This window comes from Streptomyces mirabilis (assembly GCF_018310535.1).
GTDB lineage: Bacteria > Actinomycetota > Actinomycetes > Streptomycetales > Streptomycetaceae > Streptomyces.
The window spans coordinates 1,291,943-1,308,437 of the sequence record NZ_CP074102.1 but is presented as its reverse complement, the minus strand read 5'-3'; the positions used below and the strand labels follow the sequence as shown (position 1 = coordinate 1,308,437).

Genomic DNA, 16,495 nt, shown 5'->3' with positions numbered 1-16,495 from the left:
GATCATGAACAGGGCGGCGGCAGTGATGGCGAGGGCCGTGGGTCGAATCGTGTCCAGTAGTGGGAGCTGGAGGTGCAGCGGGCCCCAGGAGGTGTTGTCGACCGTTGCGAAGAGGGTGTGCAGTGCGAAGTAGAGGGCGAGGTTGGCGATGACCCCGACGACTGCGGCGGTCCCGCGACGGCAGGTCCGACCGCCTCGCCGACCTAGCCGCGGTCACCGGCAGTACGCACTACCTGTGCGGCACGGGAGGTCTGCGCTACGTCGAGCGCGGGCCCTTCGACACGCATGGCATCTCGGTCGTTCCGTTCCGTACCCCTGTGGACAGCCGCATCTCCTCCCAGTGCCGTTCCTGCGCCGCGGTGATCAGTCGATAGAGCCGAGGCCCTGCGGGGTGGCGACCACGCCGACGTACCGGCCTCGCCTGCGGTTCTCTCCGGGGGTTCCCAGGTGTCACTCGGCGGGTGTCGGAGCCCGGTTGAAGAGCCGTCCGGCCAGGTCCGCCCCGATGATGGCGCCGTCGGCGTCGCGGGTGAGGAAACCGCGCTGGCCGATCAAGCCGCCGCCGGTGACGATGTACTCGTCGCCGCTTCCGGGGAGCAGGCCGAGCCCGGCCGGCGGCAGGTCCGGTGGCAGTTCCCTCTCGGACGCCGTGCGGATCTCCGGCTTGATCCGGCATTCGACCGTCATCGTGTCACCGTCGGTGTCGATGATCAGCGTCATGAATTCGTTCTCGTAGTGCCCGATGATCTCCCGAGCGCGTTGCGGGTCATACGGGAGCGGCTCGGGGTCGCGCTCGACCACGCCGAGGTAGTGCTCGAGCGCCCAGCGGAGCACGGCCTGATTGAACTCCAGCCCGCTGTCGGGCCCGGCGTTGGACACCGCCACGACGGCGAAGTCCCGCTCCGGAACCAGCAGCAGGTTGGCGAACTGGCCATTGGACGATCCGCCGTGCCCGACGGTGCGCACACCGTCCACGTCGCGCAGGAACCAGCCGAGGCCGACGGCGTCACCGAGCGTGGAGCCGTGCAGCTCCACCGTCGGCTCCTGCATCCGCCGCGCCAGGTCACCGCCGCCGAGGTGGAACCGGGCCCAGCGCAGCTGGTCGGAGACCGAGGACACCAGGCCGCCGCCCGGGTTGTTGCCGCGCGTGCCCTTCCATGTCCGGACGACCTTGAGCGCCCCTTCGCTGAGGTTGTGGCCCACGGCGAACCGGCGGGTGATGGCCTGTCCGGCGGTGAAGACGCTGTTGGCCAGGCCGACCTGCTCCAGGACGAGTGAGGCGACAGCGGCCTCGTAGGTCTCGCCGGTGACGTTCTCGATGACCCGGCCGAGCAGGTTGTAGCCGAGCTGGCTGTAGGAGGCACGCCCGCCGACCGGACCGATCAGCGCCACCTCGGCCATCTTGGTCACCTCGCCGGCCAGCGCGTCGTCTCCGTCTCCGCTGTCGAAGACCATCCGGGTGTCCAGCCCGGCGGTGTGGTTGAGCAGGTTCAGGATGGTGATCCGCGCTGCCGCGTCCTCGTCGGGGAGCCGGAGTTCGGGGACGTAGCGGCGGACCGGCGCGTCCAACTCGACCCGCCCTGCTTCGACCAGGCGCATGATCGCGGTCGCCGTGTAGGTCTTGGTGACCGAGCCAAGCACGAACAGCGTGTCCCGGTCGACGGGCAGCGGGTTGTCGATGCTCGTCACGCCGTGACAGGCGGTCAGCTCCCGTCCGTCCACCCAGACCCCCACCGCTGCACCCGGGATGTCGAACTCCTTGGCCTTCGCCTCGACGAACTCCGCCAGCGCATCGCGTGACATCTCGATTCCCTCTCGGTCAGTGTTGTTCGCGCACGACCCCGAGGTGTCAACCGGGCACCGCAGCGACTTGCACTACGTTCAAGTGAACGCTAACGACAACTTGAACACAGTGCAAGAGGTTTCTTGAACGCCGTGCAAGTCGACGGCTATCGTGAATCCATGCCCCGCAACACGCTGACCCGCGAACAGATCCTCACCGCCGCCATCGCCCTGCTGGACACCGAAGGGCTGGAGGGCCTGAACATGCGGGCACTGGGTCAGCGGCTGGGCTCGGCGGCCACCGCGGTCTACTGGCACGTGGGCAGCAAGGACAACCTCATCGCCCTCGTCAGCGACCAGCTGTGGCACGAAATCACGCTGCCCGACCCGGACCTGGTCGACTGGCGCACGGCAGCCACCACCATGGCCACCGACCTGCATGCGATGCTCACCCGCCACCCGTGGCTGCTGCAGGCCTTCGGCTCCTTCCTCATGTTCGGCCCCGGCAAGGCCCGCCACGACGACCACCTCCTCGCCATCTACGAGGCCGCGGGATTCGCCGGCGCCGCAGCCGACCAGGCCGCGGCCGCCGTCTTCACCTTCGTCCTCGGCAACGCCCTCGGCCCAGCCGCAGCAGCGTCACTCACCCGCAAACTGCGACGTGAAGGCAGCAGCGACGCCCAACAGGTCATCAGCAACGCCAAGGCCGAAGCCCGCGAGATTGCCGCACACTTCCCTCGGCTGCGCGCCCGCCTGGACACCCGCAGCGCCGACTACGGCGCGGCGCCCGACAACACATTCCAGTTCGGCCTCCAGGCCATCCTCGACGGGCTGGAAGCGCTACAACGCGGGCCTACTCGGTGACCATCACAAGATCATTCGGGAAGGTACGCCCTCCGCGTCCCGCCCGGGGCTGATCCACAAGTCCTGAGCATTGCTCGCCTGCGGACGCGATCGCTGTCGCGCCGACCACGTTCAACACGCTCAACAAGTTGGCTGCCGGGATCTCCGACACCTTGGCGCTGGGCGTCCTGTGTGAGGTGTACGGCATGGGCATCCCCACCGCCGTCCTGCCGTGCTTGAATGCCGCCCAGGCCGCCGCCCACCCCGTGTACCGGCAGAGCGTGGAACGGCTACGTGGGATGGGCACCGTGATCGGCAGCTATGAGCCCCACAAGCCCAAGGCTGGGGGCGGCCCGAACCGCTTCCGTTGGGAGGAGGCGCTGGAGCTGCTCGCCCCTGTGCTCGCTGCCCGGGAGTGATTACCGCCGACGCGTTGGCGCCTGACTCGGCTGCGGAACCGTCGGCGCGCGGCGGCGACCGTCCCGTCGTCGGCGGAGGCTATCCCACTTCATGCCGGAGGCCGGCGGCAAGGGGCGCGGGGCCATCGATGCCTTGCTCGGCCACCCCGCCGCCGTTGCCACGGCCGCGTAGACGGCCACTCTCCACAACCCACGAAACGGATGGGCGCAGCAACCTGCTGTGCCCATCCGTTTTGGTGTTTCACTCCGGAAGCCCGTTACTCTCCGTGCTGGCCAGCGCTCCCAGAGGGCGCCTCAACGGCTAGGTTCCCGCAGGCCAACGCCCGCGATCGCAGCAAACCGCCCGCATTGGACCGCGGCTGGTTCTCCCCAGATTCTCCCCAGCGGCCTCAGACGCTCCGTCGGAGCCTGCGATCCGGGCTGCAATCCCTCGCGGCAGCGCCTCACGGGGCGATTACTCAGAGCCAGTCCTTCCGTTTGAAGATGATGTACAAACTGGTACAAACAACCGCCATCAGGATGATCGCGAAGGGATACCCGAGCACCCAGTGCAACTCCGGCATGCGGTCGAAGTTCATGCCGTAGATCGTCCCGACCAGCGTCGGAGCGAACAAAATGGCCGCCCAAGAAGAAATCTTCTTGATCTCCTCGTTCTGTTCGAAGCCCGCCTCCGCCAGCGCGCGCATCTCGGCGTTCTGCTGCTGGGTGACGAGGGTGGCGTTGACGGTGAGGATGTCGGTGAGGGCCTGGCGGAAGCCGTCGACGCGTTCGCTGGTGTGGGTGACGTGGTCGGCGACGTCGCGGAGGTAGCGCTGGAGTTCCTCTTCGGTGCCGTACTTGGCGAAACCCGCCATCAGGCCGTGCAGCATGCCGACCAGGGGGCGTGTGGCGCGCTGGAACTCGACCATTTCGCGGGAGAGTTCGTAGATGCGGCGGGACACCTCGGGGTCGCCGCGGAAGACCTCGGTCTCGATCTCGTCGATGTCGTTCTGGACGCCTGAGACGACGGGGACGTAGCCGTCGACCACGGAGTCGAGGATCGCGTAGAGGACGGCCTCGGGCCCGAGTTTCAGCAGCTCCGGGGAGTCCTCCATGCGGCGGCGCACCGCCGACAGGTCCGGCGCCGCGCCGTGCCGGACGGTGATCACGAAGTCGGGGCCCACGAAGACGTGCAGCTCGCCGAAGTAGACCTCCTCGGCCGCGTCGAGATAGCGGGCCGCGCTCAGGACGACGAAGAGCGTCTCGCCGTAGCGCTCCAGCTTCGGACGCTGGTGTGCCTCCATCGCGTCCTCGACGGCGAGCGGATGCAGGTCGAACTCGGCCGCCAGGGAGAGGAGTTCGGCCTCCGTGGGGCGGGCCAGGCCGATCCATGCCATGCCGGACGGCTGTTCGCGCAGCTCTCGGAAGGTGTCGGCGAGGGAGGCGGGGGTCGAGACCCGTACGCCGTCGCGGTACAGGGCCGCCTGTACGACGCTGTCGGTGGCGGGTTCCGGCTCCGGCGGGTCGGCGCGCGGCGCCGGGGGTGTCGCGCCGGTCGCGGCCGGTGGGTTCAGGGCGCGTCGCCAGACGGGCTTTCTGCCGTTCTTGGCGGACGGACGGGGGCGTCGCTCGGACATTGCGGCTGCCTCCCATGTCGCAAGTACGTCGCTGTGATCACGGAGAAGGATATACGGGTCAAATGTCGCGGGCGGTGGTGGGCGTACTGTCCGGGCGGGCGCTCCGGTGGAAGGCCCCACGGATTGCGGACAGGAGGTGTCCGCAATCCCCGTTAGCGTGCACAGCATGACGACGAAGACGAGCGGCGTGGACGGGAACCAGAACGGGAACCGGAACGCGAACGGGAACGGTGGCGGGAAGTCGGTCGGTGGCGGGAACAGGGCGCGCGGCGTCGGCGGCCACCCCGCACCCGTGCTCGACCCCCGCGCCCTCAACCGCGCGACCCTCGCCCGCCAGCTCCTCCTGCGCCGGTCCGCCGGTCGTAGCGCCGCGGACGCCGTCCGGCACCTCGTGGGTCTTCAGGCGCAGAACGTGAAGCCGCCGTACTACGCCCTCGCCGCCCGGCTGGAAGGGTTCCGGCCCGAGGAGCTGTCGACGGCCATGGAGGACCGTGCCGTCGTCCGCATCGTGACCCTGCGCTCCACCATCCACACCCACACCGCCGACGACGCCCTCACCCTGCGACCGCTCGTGCAGGGGGCCCGCGACCGGGAGCTGAACAACTTCCGCAAGGGACTCGCGGGTGTCGACCTGGACCGGCTCGCCGTGATCGCTCGGGAGCTGGTGGAGGCCGAGCCGCGCACGATGAAACAGCTACGTGAGGAACTGCTCGTCCACTGGCCGGACGCCGACCCGTTCGCGCTCTCGGTCGCCGCCCGCTGCCGGCTGCCGCTCGTCCAGGTCACCCCGCGCGGACTGTGGGGCCGCAGCGGCCAGGTCGCGCTGACCACCGCAGAACACTGGCTGGGCCGTCCCACCGAGCCGTCCCCGGGCCCCGACGCGGCCGTCCTGCGCTACCTCGCCGCGTTCGGGCCCGCCTCCGTCAAGGACATGCAGACCTGGGCGGGGCTGACCAGGCTGCGCGAGGCCTTCGAACGCCTCCGCCCGCGACTGCTCACCTTCCATGACGAGAACGGCGTCGAACTCTTCGACCTCCCCGACGCACCCCGCCCCGACTCCGACACCCCGGCCCCGCCCCGTTTCCTGCCCGAGTTCGACAACCTGCTCCTCTCGCACGCCGACCGCTCCCGGGTGGTGCCCGCCGGTCTCAAAGGGCGTACCTGGGCCGGCAACCAGGCGTACTGCACGCTGCTCGTCGACGGATTCCTGGGGGGCCTGTGGCGACAGGAGGGGGATGTGCTCACCATCGAACCCTTCGGCCGGCTCACGAAGGTCCAGCGGGAGGAGGTGGTAGCGGAGGCCGAGGGGTTGCTCCGGACGCTGTCCGGCGCGTCGGCGTCGTACGACATCCGCTTCGGGACCGTGGCCGCGTAGGGCACGTAACCGGAGGACTCAGTCCGCGCGACCCGTCACCGCCACCGTCACGCCGAGCCCGATCAGAGTGCAGCCGCCCGCGCCCCCGATCAGCGACAGCCGACGGTCCGAGCCGGCGAACCAGGAGCGGGCCGCGGACGCCGTCAGCCCCCACAGGGTGTCGGTGACCAGCCCGATGGAGATCGGGATCAGACCGAGCACCAGCATCTGTACGGGTACCCGCCCCGCCGAGTGGTCCACGAACTGGGGCAGCACGGCCGCGAAGAAGACCAGACCCTTGGGGTTGGTGAGGCCGACGAGGGCGCCGTCCAGGACGGTCCGCAGATCGCCGCGCGCCGCGGCCGCGGGCTCCTGCCGCAACGCCGAGGCCTTCATCTCCTTGCGGTGCCGGAACGCCCGCACCCCCAGCAGGACCAGATACGCGGCACCCGCCAGCTTCACCACCAGGAAGACGGTCAGCGAGCGCTCGACCAGTGAGCCGATCCCGAAGGCGACCGCGGCCACCAGCAGATACGAGCCGACGACATTGCCCAGCGCCGTCATCACCGCCGTGCGCCGGCCGTGCGCGAGCGCGCGTCCGATCACGAACAGCACACTCGGCCCGGGAATCACGATCACCAACAGCGACATCGCCGCGAAGGCCAGGAACCGGTCCGTGGACACCATGCCCATCACCCCCAACGGCCGCCATTCAAACAGGGGCCCTACAGTCCCGGACATGGAACTGCGGCAACTCGTCTACTTCGTCACGGTCGCCGAGGAACTGCACTTCGGGCGGGCGGCGGAGCACCTGCACATCGTGCAGTCGGCCGTCAGCCAGCAGATACGGCGGCTGGAGCGGGAGCTGGGTGCCGAGCTGTTCGACCGTTCACCGCGGCACGTACGGCTGACGGGGGCGGGGGAGCGGCTGCTGCCCGAGGCGCGGGCGGTGCTCGCCGCCGTGGACCGGGCCCGCGCGGCGGTCGCCGCGGCCGAGGTACTGCGCCTCGGCACCAGTACCGGACTCGGCGCTCACCTGGACCGGGTGCTCGCGGGCTTCGCCGAGCGGAAGCCAGCGGTCCAGGTCGAGCTGGTCTCGCTTCCCGCGCAGGAGCGGCTCGCGCGGGTCCTGGACGGTCGCCTCGACGCCGCGTTCGTACGGGGCGCGGAACCCCTGCCGGGCGTACGTGTGCTGCCGCTGTGGCCCGATCCGCTGGTGGCCGCGCTGCCCGCCGGGCACTCCTTGGCCGCCCGCGACGCGATCGACCTCGCCGAACTGGCCTCACTCCCGCTGAGCATCACCGCGCGCCGGACCAACCCCACCCTGGTCGACCTGGTCGTCGGGGCCTGTCACGACGCCGGCTTCGAACCACTGCCAGGACCGGTGAGCGGCTCCCTGCAGGACACCCTCGCCAGCATCGGTACCCGGCCGCTGTGGACGGTCGTCTACGCCTCGCACGCCCGCGTCCTGCACAGCCCACGGGTCGCCTTCGTACCCTTCCGGGCGCCGGGACTCGCGCTCACCACGGGACTCGCCGTGCACGGCACGACGCCGACGCCTCACCTGGACGCCCTGCTCGCGGCCTGCGGCGATCACGAGAACTGATCGCTGCGGTCGCGGTCCGCTTCTTGGTCGACGAGCCCCGGCGCGATGAACTGAACCCGTAGCCGGAAGGCGGCCGGAGCCGCCCCAGAAGAAGGAGTTCAGCCATGCCCATCGTCACCATTCAGCAGGGTCCGCGCGACGTCGAGCTCAAGCGGGACCTCGTCAAGCGCGTCACCGACGCCTTCGTCGACGCGTACAAGATCCCCGCCGAGAGCGTGCACGTCTGGATCCACGAGGTGCCGGCGGACAGTTGGGGCAGCGCGGGGAAGCTGACCGCCGACAAGTAGAGGGGAGGAGCGGGGGAGAAAGCGGGGAGGAATGGATAGGGGGCGTTGCGGGCCGCTCGTGGAGGCTCGCAACGCCCCCTGGCTTTCACCTGATGGGTGCTCAGGAGTCTGGGGAGCCCGTCGGCCGCCAGCGACTGACGAACAGTCACCGGCGACTGGTGGCTACGAGTTGATCTGCGTCTTCACCAGGTTCGAGAAGGTCGTCAGGCGGGTGTAGACGCCCGGGTAGCCGGCCTCGGCGCAGCCGTTGCCCCAGGAGGTGACGCCCGCCAGGACGCCGCCGATGAGCAGCGGGCCGCCGCTGTCTCCCTGGCAGGTGTCGGTACCGCCGTTGGTGTAACCGGCGCAGACCATGTCGCTGGCCACGTAGTCGGAGCCGTAGGAGCCGGCGCAGCTGGAGTTGGACACGATCGGGACGGTCGCGGTGCGCAGCTGGTTGGAGGAGCTGCCGCTCTCCGAGGTGGTGCCCCAGCCGATGATGCGGGCGGTGGCGCCGGTGGCGTACACGCCGGTGTCCGTGGAGGCGACGTACGACGCCGGGGTGTACGACATCGACGTCGACAGGGTCAGTACGGCCACGTCGTCGCCGTTGGTGGCATCGGTGTAGTCGGGGTTGATCCAGATCTTGCTGACCTTGCTGACCGTGCCGTTCGTGCCGTTGAGGTACGTTCTGCCGCCGACGACGCGGACGCTGCTCGTGGTCTCGCCGACCATGCAGTGGGCGGCGGTGACGACCTTGTTGGCGGCGACCAGGGTGCCGCCGCAGAACTGGTTCTGCGAGGCGTCCGTGATCTGCATCATGAACGGGTACGCGGTGGTGGTCGTCGTCGTGCCGCCGACGATCGGCTGGGGGGCGGCGACGGCGCCGGGTGCGCACAGGAGAGCGGTCGCGGCGGCGGCAGCGGTCGCCGTACAGAGAGCGGCCGTCTTCTTGGCGCGGTTGAGCCCGAACATGGATCTCCTCAGAAGTTGCCGGTGGGGGGACGCGCGGGTGTGGGGGGTGAGGCACGGCGCCTGTGGGCTGACGCCGTGTGCCCGAGCGAGCGGCACGACGCTCACGCTAGAAGGCGGAACGTTCCGCATCCAAGAGGGGAACCCCCTAGGCGAGTTGCGGGAGGGAAAACCCTTGCTTGAGAGACACGGGGTTTAGCCACCGGACTTCGGCCGCGGGCCGTTGGGGGTTGCTCGCGCAGTTCCCCGCGCCTCTTCAGGGGCGCGGGGAACTGCGCGGTCTTTTTTGGGGGCGAGGAAATTTCACCCGCTCCGGCGCCCCGCAGCCAGCCGAACGATGTCCACCCGCGACCGGATCCCCAGCTTCCGGTACACCCGCGTCAGCGTCGCCTCGACGGTCTTCACGCTGATGAACAGCCGCGCGGCTATCTCCCGATTGGTGGCGCCCTCCATGACCAGCGCCGCGACCTGACGCTCCGTCGCGGCGAGGCTGTCGAGCGCGGCGGGAGCGAGCGGCGTCGTGGCCGAGACCACCGCCGGCCCGGCCGCACTCGCGGACTCCACCTGCCGCAGCCACGGCAGTGCCCGGCAGCGACGGAACAGCCGCGCCGCCTCGTCGTACGAGGTCGGCCCCGGCCGGTGGGTGCGCAGCCCGGCGAGGGCGTACGCCGCCCGGGCCTCCTCCAGGCCGTAGCCCAGCTTGCCCAGCCTGTCCTGAGCGGCCGTCAACTGACGTACAGCGGGCCCCTGTTCACCGCGCGAGGCCCGCACCAACGCCTCCGCCCGGTCGAGCACGGCGAGCACGCTTTCCCGTCCGAGCCGCAGCGCCCGCGCCCGCGTGGCGTCGATGACGTCCTGTGCCTCGACCGGCTCACCGATTCGCACCAGCGCCTCGGCGAGGTCGCCGTGCCAGCGCCCCCGGGCCGGGTCCGTGACCCCGAGCCGCTCCTCCAGCTCCCGTACCCGCCGCAGGGACTGCACCACCGCGAGCGAGTCCCCGGCCACCAGCTGGGCGTGCCCGAGGGCGCCCAGGGCGCGCGAGAGGTACACCAGGTCGCCGTCCTCCTCGGCGCGGTCCACGGCCTCCCGGGCCAGCGCCAGCGCCCGGTCGACGTCGCCGCCCGCGGCCTCGGCGAGCGAGGTGAACATGGCGGTGGCCGCCTCGCCGATCCCCGTGTCGCGGGCCAGCCGCAGGCTCTCCCGGGCCAGATCGAGCGCCCGCCCGCAGTGCCCGGAGCGCAGCTCGGTCTCGGCGAGCCCGCGCAGGAAGTGCAGCTCGCTCTCGACCATCCCGCGCCGCCGCACCTCGCGCAGCAGGGCGGTGATCGTGGTGCGGGCCTCGGCGAGCTGGTCGCCCATGATCAGCCAGCGGAAGCGGGCGGCGCCGGCGCCGTTGTGGTCGCACGCCACCCGGGGGTCCTGCGGTTCGCGCATCGCCCGCTGGATGGTGGCGGGTGCGCCCGGGTGGCCCATCAGGGTCTCCATCTGGGCCTGGAAGCCGAGCGCGAGGAGTTCGGTGGGCCGGTCCCCGGCGCGGGCGGCGAGCTGGGCGGCGATCGCGGCCTCCTCGCGGCCCTTGGCCATCTCGCCCTCCACCAGCAGGGCCCGCCAGGCGAGTTGGTAGCGCACGAGCGCGAGCAGCCGGGGGTCCTCGCCCGCGTCGGCGAGGGCCTGCGGGAAGACCGCGTCGACCTCGGCCATGGCCTGCCCCGCCGCGTCGATGACGACCATCCAGGCGCGGACGCGCTCCGCCGGCGCGGTGACCCGGCGGAGCGCGTCGCGGGCGATGTCCCGCGCGAGGTCCGACTCCCCGGCGGTCAGTGCGTCCTCGGCGGCCTGCAACCGCCGCTCGTCCGGGCCGGGAACGGTCTCCGGGGGAGTGTGCCGAGCCGCGAGCAGTCCCAGGCCGGCCGCGACCGAGGGCGCACCTCGGTCCCTGGCCACGGCCGCCGCCTCCCCGAGCCGGGCGGCGACCTGAGGATCGGTACCGGTGGTGGCCAGGGCGAGGTGCCGGGCCCGTTCGATGGGGTCGGAGGCGGCCGTGGAGAGCGCGGTATGGGCGGCGCGGCGTTCCTGGGCGCTCGCCTCCGCGTACAGGGCGGCCGAGATCATCGGATGCGCGAACCGGATGCCCGGTGTCTCGCGCTCGGTCGCCAACAGTCCGAGCGAGGCGGCGTGCGCGGTCTCGTCCTCGGCGTTCTCGCGCCCGGCGGCGTGCAGCAGAGCCAGCGTGGGGCGGGCGCCCGCGCTCGCGACGAGGAGGGTGTGGCGGGCCTCGGTGGAGAGCATCTCCAGACGGCTGAGGACGAGCGCGCGCAACGAGGTCGGCACGGGCAGCGGTTCGCCGGGGCTCGGCCGGGCAGGGTTCTCGGCGAGCGCGCGGCCGAGTTCCAGCGCGAAGAGCGGGTTACCGCCGCTGGTGCGGTGGATGTCGCGGACGGTCGTGCGGGGCAGCCCGGTGTAGCCGCGGTGGCCGAGGAGTTCGGCGACCTGCGCCCGGGAGAGCGGGTTGAGCCGCACGGCGAGGGTGTCCGGCGGGGACGCGCGTAGATGGCGGTCGTGCTGTTGGTCCCGTGGCTCGGTGTCGGTGCGCACCGCGGACAGCATCCGTACGGGCATCTCGCCGAGCCTGCGGGCGGCGAAGCCGAGCAGTTCGGCGCTGGCCGGATCCAGCCACTGGAGGTCGTCGGCGACGATCAGGACCGGACCCTGGGCGGCCAGCGCGCGGAACACGGAGAGGACCGCGAGGCGCAGGGCGAGGCCGTCCCGTTGCAGGGTCGATTCTCCGCGGCCGGTGAGGGCCGATTCGAGGGCGGTGCGCTGCGGGGCGGGCAGCCGGTCGGAGACCTCGTCCACCACCAGGCCGAGGAGGTCGGCCAGGGCGAGGAAGGGCAGATGGGATTCGGACTCGGTCGCCGAGCAGCGCAACACGGTGTGTGCCGATTCGGCGCATTCCGCGGCCAGCGCACGCAGGACGGTGGACTTTCCTATTCCCGCGGGGCCGTGCACCAGCACGCTGCCTCCGTCGGAGAGCTGCTCGCGCGCCCCCGCGAAGAGCTCCTCCCGGCCGATGACCAGGTCGGCGCGGGGTCTCGCAGGCTCCTTGAAGTCCCCTCGCACGGTCACCGCTCCCCTCGCATGTCGTGTCCGAGCCAATATTAGGCAACGACGCTTTGAATTTCGGAGTCTCGGGTGGTGAGGGAAATAACAGGAGTGTTGGCATAACGTATTTCAGGGCGCCACCGTCTGAATGAAAAGCGCCAGTTGGGGGCCGTGGAGCGGCCGGTGATGGGGGGTGCGAAGCGGTTATAAGGGGCGGATGGGTGGGAAACCGTCGCGGAGCGGCGGAGAAGAGGCCGCGGAGCGGCCAAGGCCGAGGCGGTCGGAGAGCTACGGCAGCAATCCGGCTCGCCGTGCGGCGACCACCGCCTCCAGCCGGGTGCGCGCACCGAGCTTCCGCATGGCCGAGCGCAGATACCCCTTGACCGTCTCCGGCCGCACCCCCAACCGCTCGGCGGCACCTCCGTTGGTGGCTCCCGCCGCGACGCAGGCGAGGACGTCCACCTCGCGCGGAGCGAGGTCGACGCGAGGCGTCCGGGCGTCGGACGCCGCCGCACCGGCCAGCCGCCTGCACGCGTCGAGCAGTTCGGCCCGCAGCGCCGGGTCGACGATGCGCGGCGCCAGTGCCCGCAGCGCCCCGTGCGCCTCGCGGACCTCCTCCCACGCGGGGCTCCCGACCGCCGGTTCGGGCTCCCGGGCGACGGTCAGCAGCCCCTGCGCCTCGTCCCGTACGACCAGCGCCTGCTCCACGTCCCGGGCCGCCGCCACCGCCGCGCCGAGCGTGCGGTCGCCCAGGGGCTGGGCCGTGCGCAGGGCGCCGTACAACACCCCGCGCACCCGGCGGCGTACGACGACGGGTACGGCGATCACGGAACACAGGCCCTCCGTGGCGACCGCCACGTCGTACTCGTGGCTGATCTGACGGGAGGCGGAGTAGTCCGTCACCGCGCAGGGCCGGGCCAGTGCGACCGCCTTGCCGCCCAGGCCGTTGCCCGAGGACACGGCGAGGGCGCTGAGCGCGGGCGTCGCCGTACCGCTGAGTTCGCTGATACGTACCTGGGCGCGACCGGGTTCGACGAGGCCGCCGAAGGCGACCGGCAGTCCCGTGGCGCGCCGCAGTCGTACCAGCGCACCACGCATCTCCACCGCCTCGGCCGTGTCTGCTGCCACGTGTTCGCCCCTTCTTCGCGGCGTACCCCCGTTCGGGGGTGGTGAGACCTCCATCACGGAATACACGATGGTAAGCGGCTGTGCGGCAACGAGGAGGACACATGACGGTGACGAACGGTGCGACGGACCAGTTCCGCGCCGCGCGGGACTTCCTGCTGGAGCACCGCGCGGACTACGCCACGGCGTACGAGGGTTTCGACTGGCCCCGCCCGGAGTCCTTCAACTGGGCGCTCGACTGGTTCGACGTCATCGCACGGGGCAACGACCGCACCGCCCTGCACATCGTCGAGGAGGACGGCGAGCGCGCCGAGTTCTCCTTCGCCGCCCTCTCCGAGCGTTCGAACCGGGTGGCCAACTGGCTGCGCGCGCGGGGTGTACGCGCCGAGGACCGCGTCCTGGTCATGCTCGGCAACCAGGTGGAGCTGTGGGAGACGGCCCTCGCCGCGATGAAGCTGCGCGCCGTCGTCATCCCCGCGACGACCCTGCTGGGCCCCGCCGACCTGCGCGACCGGGTCGAGCGCGGCCGCGTCCGGCACGTGATCGCGCGCGCCGAAGAAGCGGAGAAGTTCGACGAAGTGCCCGGCCGCCAGACCCGGATCACGGTGGGTGGAGCGCGGCCCGGCTGGCAGTCCTACGAGGAGGCGTACGCCGCCGACCCGGGCTTCGAGCCCGAGGGGGTCACCCACTCGGACGATCCGCTGATGCTCTACTTCACCTCCGGCACCACCGCCCGCCCCAAGCTCGTCGAGCACACCCACGCCTCCTACCCGATCGGTCATCTGTCGACGATGTACTGGATCGGGCTCAAGCCAGGCGACGTGCATCTGAACATCTCCTCGCCCGGCTGGGCCAAGCACGCCTGGTCCAACCTCTTCGCGCCCTGGAACGCGGAGGCGACCGTCTTCATCCACAACTACACGCGCTTCGACGCGGGCCGGCTGATGGCGGAGATGGACCGGGCGGGCGTCACCACCTTCTGCGCCCCGCCCACGGTGTGGCGGATGCTCATCCAGGCCGACCTGACGCAACTGCGCACCCCGCCGCGTGAGGCCGTCGCCGCCGGTGAGCCGCTGAACCCGGAGGTCATCGAGCAGGTACGGCGCGCCTGGGGCGTCACCATCCGGGACGGCTTCGGGCAGACCGAGACGGCCGTCCAGGTCTCCAACAGCCCCGGGCAGCAGCTCAAGACGGGCTCGATGGGACGGCCGAGTCCCGGCTTCCGCGTCGAACTCCTCGACCCGGTCTCGGGTGCGCCCGGGGCTGCGGAGGGGGAGATCGCGCTCGACCTGTCAGCGCGGCCGGTGGGCGTGATGACCGGCTACCACGGCGCCGCCGACCGTACGGCGGAGGCGATGGCGGGCGGCTACTACCGCACCGGTGACATCGGCGCCCGGGACGAGGACGGATACATCACCTACGTCGGCCGTGCCGACGACGTGTTCAAGGCCTCCGACTACAAGATCTCGCCCTTCGAGCTGGAGAGCGCCCTGCTGGAGCACGAGGCGGTGGCGGAGGCGGCCGTCGTCCCGGCCCCCGACGAGCTGCGGCTCGCCGTCCCGAAGGCGTACATCGTCCTCGCCGCGGGCCACGAACCCGGCCCCGACCTGGCGAAGGTGCTCTTCGAACACTCGCGGACGGTGCTCGCGCCGTACAAGCGCATCCGCCGTCTGGAGTTCGGCGCACTCCCCAAGACCATCTCCGGCAAGATCCGCCGGATCGAGCTGCGCGAGGCCACGGCCGCGGGCTCGGACGCCGAGTACCGCGAGGAGGACTTCCGGTGAGCACACTCTCCTACGCGCACGGGACGAGCGCGACGACCCTGCTCGGCGACACCATCGGGGCCAACCTGGACCGGGCGGTCACGGCCTGGCCGGACCGGGAGGCGCTCGTTGACGTGCCGTCCGGGCGGCGCTGGACATACGCCCAGTTCTCCGCGGACGTCGACGAGTTGGCGTACGCGCTGCTGGCCACCGGCATCGCCCGGGGCGACCGGGTGGGCATCTGGGCGGTCAACTGCCCGGAGTGGGTGCTCGTCCAGTACGCCACCGCCCGCATCGGCGCGGTCATGGTGAACATCAACCCGGCCTACCGCACCCACGAGGTCGAGTACGTTCTCCAGCAGGCCGGCATCTCGCTGCTCTTCGCCTCCCTCAGCCACAAGACCAGCGACTACCGGGCGATGGTCGAGCAAGTGCGCGACAGATGCCCGCAGTTGCGGGAGACCGTCTACATCGGTGACCCGAGTTGGGACGCCCTGATCGGGCGCGGGACCCCGGATCTCTACGAGGAATTCTGGATCCGCAAGAGCGAGTTGTCCTGCGACGACCCCATCAACATCCAGTACACCTCGGGTACGACGGGCTTCCCCAAGGGGGCGACCCTCTCCCACCACAACATCCTCAACAACGGTTACTTCGTGGGCGAGTCGATCGCCTACAGCGAGCAGGACCGGATCTGCATCCCCGTGCCCTTCTACCACTGCTTCGGCATGGTGATGGGCAACCTCGCGGCGACCTCGCACGGCGCCTGCATGGTCATCCCCGCGCCCTCCTTCGATCCGGCGGCGACGCTCCGCGCGGTCCAGGACGAGCACTGCACCTCGCTGTACGGCGTACCGACCATGTTCATCGCGGAGTTGAACCTCCCCGGCTTCGCGACGTACGACCTGTCCTCGCTGCGCACCGGCATCATGGCGGGCTCGCCGTGCCCGGTCGAGGTGATGAAGCGGGTGGTCGCCGAGATGCACATGGCGGAGGTCTCCATCTGCTACGGCATGACCGAGACCTCGCCCGTGTCCCTGCAGACCCGCAGGGACGACGACCTGGAGCACCGCACCGGCACCGTCGGCCGGGTGCTCCCGCACCTGGAGGTGAAGGTCGTGGACCCGGCGGAGGGGGTGACGCAGCCGCGCGGCACCGCAGGAGAGCTGTGCACCCGCGGTTACAGCGTGATGCTCGGCTACTGGAACGAGCCCGAGAAGACGTCCGAAGCCGTTGACGCGGGGCGCTGGATGCACACGGGCGACCTCGCAGTGATGCGTGAGGACGGGTACGTCGAGATCGTCGGCCGCATCAAGGACATGATCATCCGCGGTGGCGAGAACATCTACCCGCGCGAGATCGAGGAGTTCCTCTACGCCCATCCGAAGATCGCCGATGTCCAGGTGGTCGGGGTGCCCCACGAGCGCTACGGCGAGGAGGTGCTCGCCTGCGTCATCCCGCTCGACCCGGCCGACCCCTTGACGCTGGAGGAACTGCGCGTCTTCTGCGAGGACCGGTTGGCCCACTACAAGATCCCCAGCCGCCTGGAGGTCCTGGAGTCCTTCCCGATGACGGTGTCGGGGAAGGTCCGCAAGATCGAACTGCGGCAGACGTACGCCGACTAGGACGCTTCCCCCTGCCGGGGGT

At 70.8% G+C, this 16,495-nt stretch carries 12 protein-coding genes and 1 pseudogene; 7 read left to right on the top strand and 6 right to left on the bottom strand.

The genetic code is table 11. The features are described 5' to 3' along the window. Positions 1–450: 450 nt before the first annotated feature. Positions 451–1,803 carry a serine hydrolase domain-containing protein gene (locus tag SMIR_RS05945; protein WP_212726705.1) on the bottom strand — a complete coding sequence of 451 codons (1,353 nt, stop codon included), beginning with the start codon at positions 1,801–1,803 and terminating at the stop codon, positions 451–453. 159 nt (positions 1,804–1,962) lie between these two features. Between SMIR_RS05945 and SMIR_RS05940 the strand changes: the two genes are divergently transcribed. Both SMIR_RS05940 and SMIR_RS05935 read left to right on the top strand, forming a co-directional pair. Then, complete coding sequence (locus SMIR_RS05940; protein WP_168497064.1) at positions 1,963–2,646, top strand: TetR/AcrR family transcriptional regulator; 684 nt, start codon at positions 1,963–1,965, stop codon at positions 2,644–2,646. 62 nt (positions 2,647–2,708) lie between these two features. Next, positions 2,709–3,044: pseudogene (locus tag SMIR_RS05935) on the top strand (flavoprotein); the annotation flags it as partial. A gap of 458 nt (positions 3,045–3,502) precedes the next feature. Here the strand turns inward: SMIR_RS05935 and SMIR_RS05930 are convergent. Next, a complete protein-coding gene (locus SMIR_RS05930) occupies positions 3,503–4,660 on the bottom strand; it encodes a magnesium and cobalt transport protein CorA (RefSeq protein WP_168497066.1) in 1,158 nt (385 codons plus the stop codon). Positions 4,661–4,826: 166 nt separating this feature from the next. Between SMIR_RS05930 and SMIR_RS05925 the strand changes: the two genes are divergently transcribed. Continuing rightward, positions 4,827–6,035 carry a winged helix DNA-binding domain-containing protein gene (locus SMIR_RS05925; protein WP_168497069.1) on the top strand — a complete coding sequence of 403 codons (1,209 nt, stop codon included), beginning with the start codon at positions 4,827–4,829 and terminating at the stop codon, positions 6,033–6,035. 18 nt (positions 6,036–6,053) lie between these two features. Here SMIR_RS05925 and SMIR_RS05920 read toward each other — a convergent pair whose 3' ends face one another. Then, a complete protein-coding gene (locus SMIR_RS05920; protein ID WP_054237120.1) occupies positions 6,054–6,701 on the bottom strand; it encodes a LysE family translocator in 648 nt (215 codons plus the stop codon). Positions 6,702–6,753: 52 nt separating this feature from the next. Here SMIR_RS05920 and SMIR_RS05915 point away from each other — a divergent pair, with 52 nt between their 5' ends. Further along, complete coding sequence (locus SMIR_RS05915) at positions 6,754–7,620, top strand: LysR family transcriptional regulator (RefSeq protein WP_168497073.1); 867 nt, start codon at positions 6,754–6,756, stop codon at positions 7,618–7,620. 104 nt (positions 7,621–7,724) lie between these two features. Then, positions 7,725–7,907: a 4-oxalocrotonate tautomerase DmpI gene (gene dmpI, locus SMIR_RS05910; RefSeq protein ID WP_099919984.1), complete on the top strand. Its 183-nt coding sequence runs from the start codon at positions 7,725–7,727 to the stop codon at positions 7,905–7,907. Positions 7,908–8,069: 162 nt separating this feature from the next. Here dmpI and SMIR_RS05905 read toward each other — a convergent pair whose 3' ends face one another. From SMIR_RS05905 to SMIR_RS05895, 3 genes are all read right to left on the bottom strand, one after another. Continuing rightward, positions 8,070–8,861, bottom strand: a complete 792-nt coding sequence (locus tag SMIR_RS05905) for a S1 family peptidase (protein ID WP_168497075.1) — start codon at positions 8,859–8,861, stop codon at positions 8,070–8,072. A 300-nt stretch (positions 8,862–9,161) separates the two neighbouring features. Beyond that, on the bottom strand, positions 9,162–11,984 hold the full coding sequence (locus SMIR_RS05900) for an AAA family ATPase (protein ID WP_211118850.1): 2,823 nt from the start codon (positions 11,982–11,984) through the stop codon (positions 9,162–9,164). 264 nt (positions 11,985–12,248) lie between these two features. Then, positions 12,249–13,088 (bottom strand): helix-turn-helix transcriptional regulator, encoded by an 840-nt coding sequence (locus tag SMIR_RS05895; protein WP_168497076.1) that lies wholly within the window; start codon positions 13,086–13,088, stop codon positions 12,249–12,251. Between the two features lie 101 nt (positions 13,089–13,189). Here SMIR_RS05895 and SMIR_RS05890 point away from each other — a divergent pair, with 101 nt between their 5' ends. Next, complete coding sequence (locus SMIR_RS05890) at positions 13,190–14,869, top strand: AMP-binding protein (protein WP_168497078.1); 1,680 nt, start codon at positions 13,190–13,192, stop codon at positions 14,867–14,869. Continuing rightward, positions 14,866–16,473 carry an AMP-binding protein gene (locus SMIR_RS05885; protein WP_212726704.1) on the top strand — a complete coding sequence of 536 codons (1,608 nt, stop codon included), beginning with the start codon at positions 14,866–14,868 and terminating at the stop codon, positions 16,471–16,473. The genes SMIR_RS05890 and SMIR_RS05885 overlap by 4 nt, the downstream gene beginning before the upstream one ends. Positions 16,474–16,495: the final 22 nt, after the last annotated feature.

Bases quoted from the DNA above. Each gene is read 5' to 3' on its own strand.
- SMIR_RS05945 (WP_212726705.1), bottom strand. From the start codon at position 1,803: ATGTCACGCGATGCGCTGGCGGAGTTCGTCGAGGCGAAGGCCAAGGAG.
- SMIR_RS05940 (WP_168497064.1), top strand. From the start codon at position 1,963: ATGCCCCGCAACACGCTGACCCGCGAACAGATCCTCACCGCCGCCATC.
- SMIR_RS05930 (WP_168497066.1), bottom strand. From the start codon at position 4,660: ATGTCCGAGCGACGCCCCCGTCCGTCCGCCAAGAACGGCAGAAAGCCC.
- SMIR_RS05925 (WP_168497069.1), top strand. From the start codon at position 4,827: ATGACGACGAAGACGAGCGGCGTGGACGGGAACCAGAACGGGAACCGG.
- SMIR_RS05920 (WP_054237120.1), bottom strand. From the start codon at position 6,701: ATGGTGTCCACGGACCGGTTCCTGGCCTTCGCGGCGATGTCGCTGTTG.
- SMIR_RS05915 (WP_168497073.1), top strand. From the start codon at position 6,754: ATGGAACTGCGGCAACTCGTCTACTTCGTCACGGTCGCCGAGGAACTG.
- dmpI (WP_099919984.1), top strand. From the start codon at position 7,725: ATGCCCATCGTCACCATTCAGCAGGGTCCGCGCGACGTCGAGCTCAAG.
- SMIR_RS05905 (WP_168497075.1), bottom strand. From the start codon at position 8,861: ATGTTCGGGCTCAACCGCGCCAAGAAGACGGCCGCTCTCTGTACGGCG.
- SMIR_RS05890 (WP_168497078.1), top strand. From the start codon at position 13,190: ATGACGGTGACGAACGGTGCGACGGACCAGTTCCGCGCCGCGCGGGAC.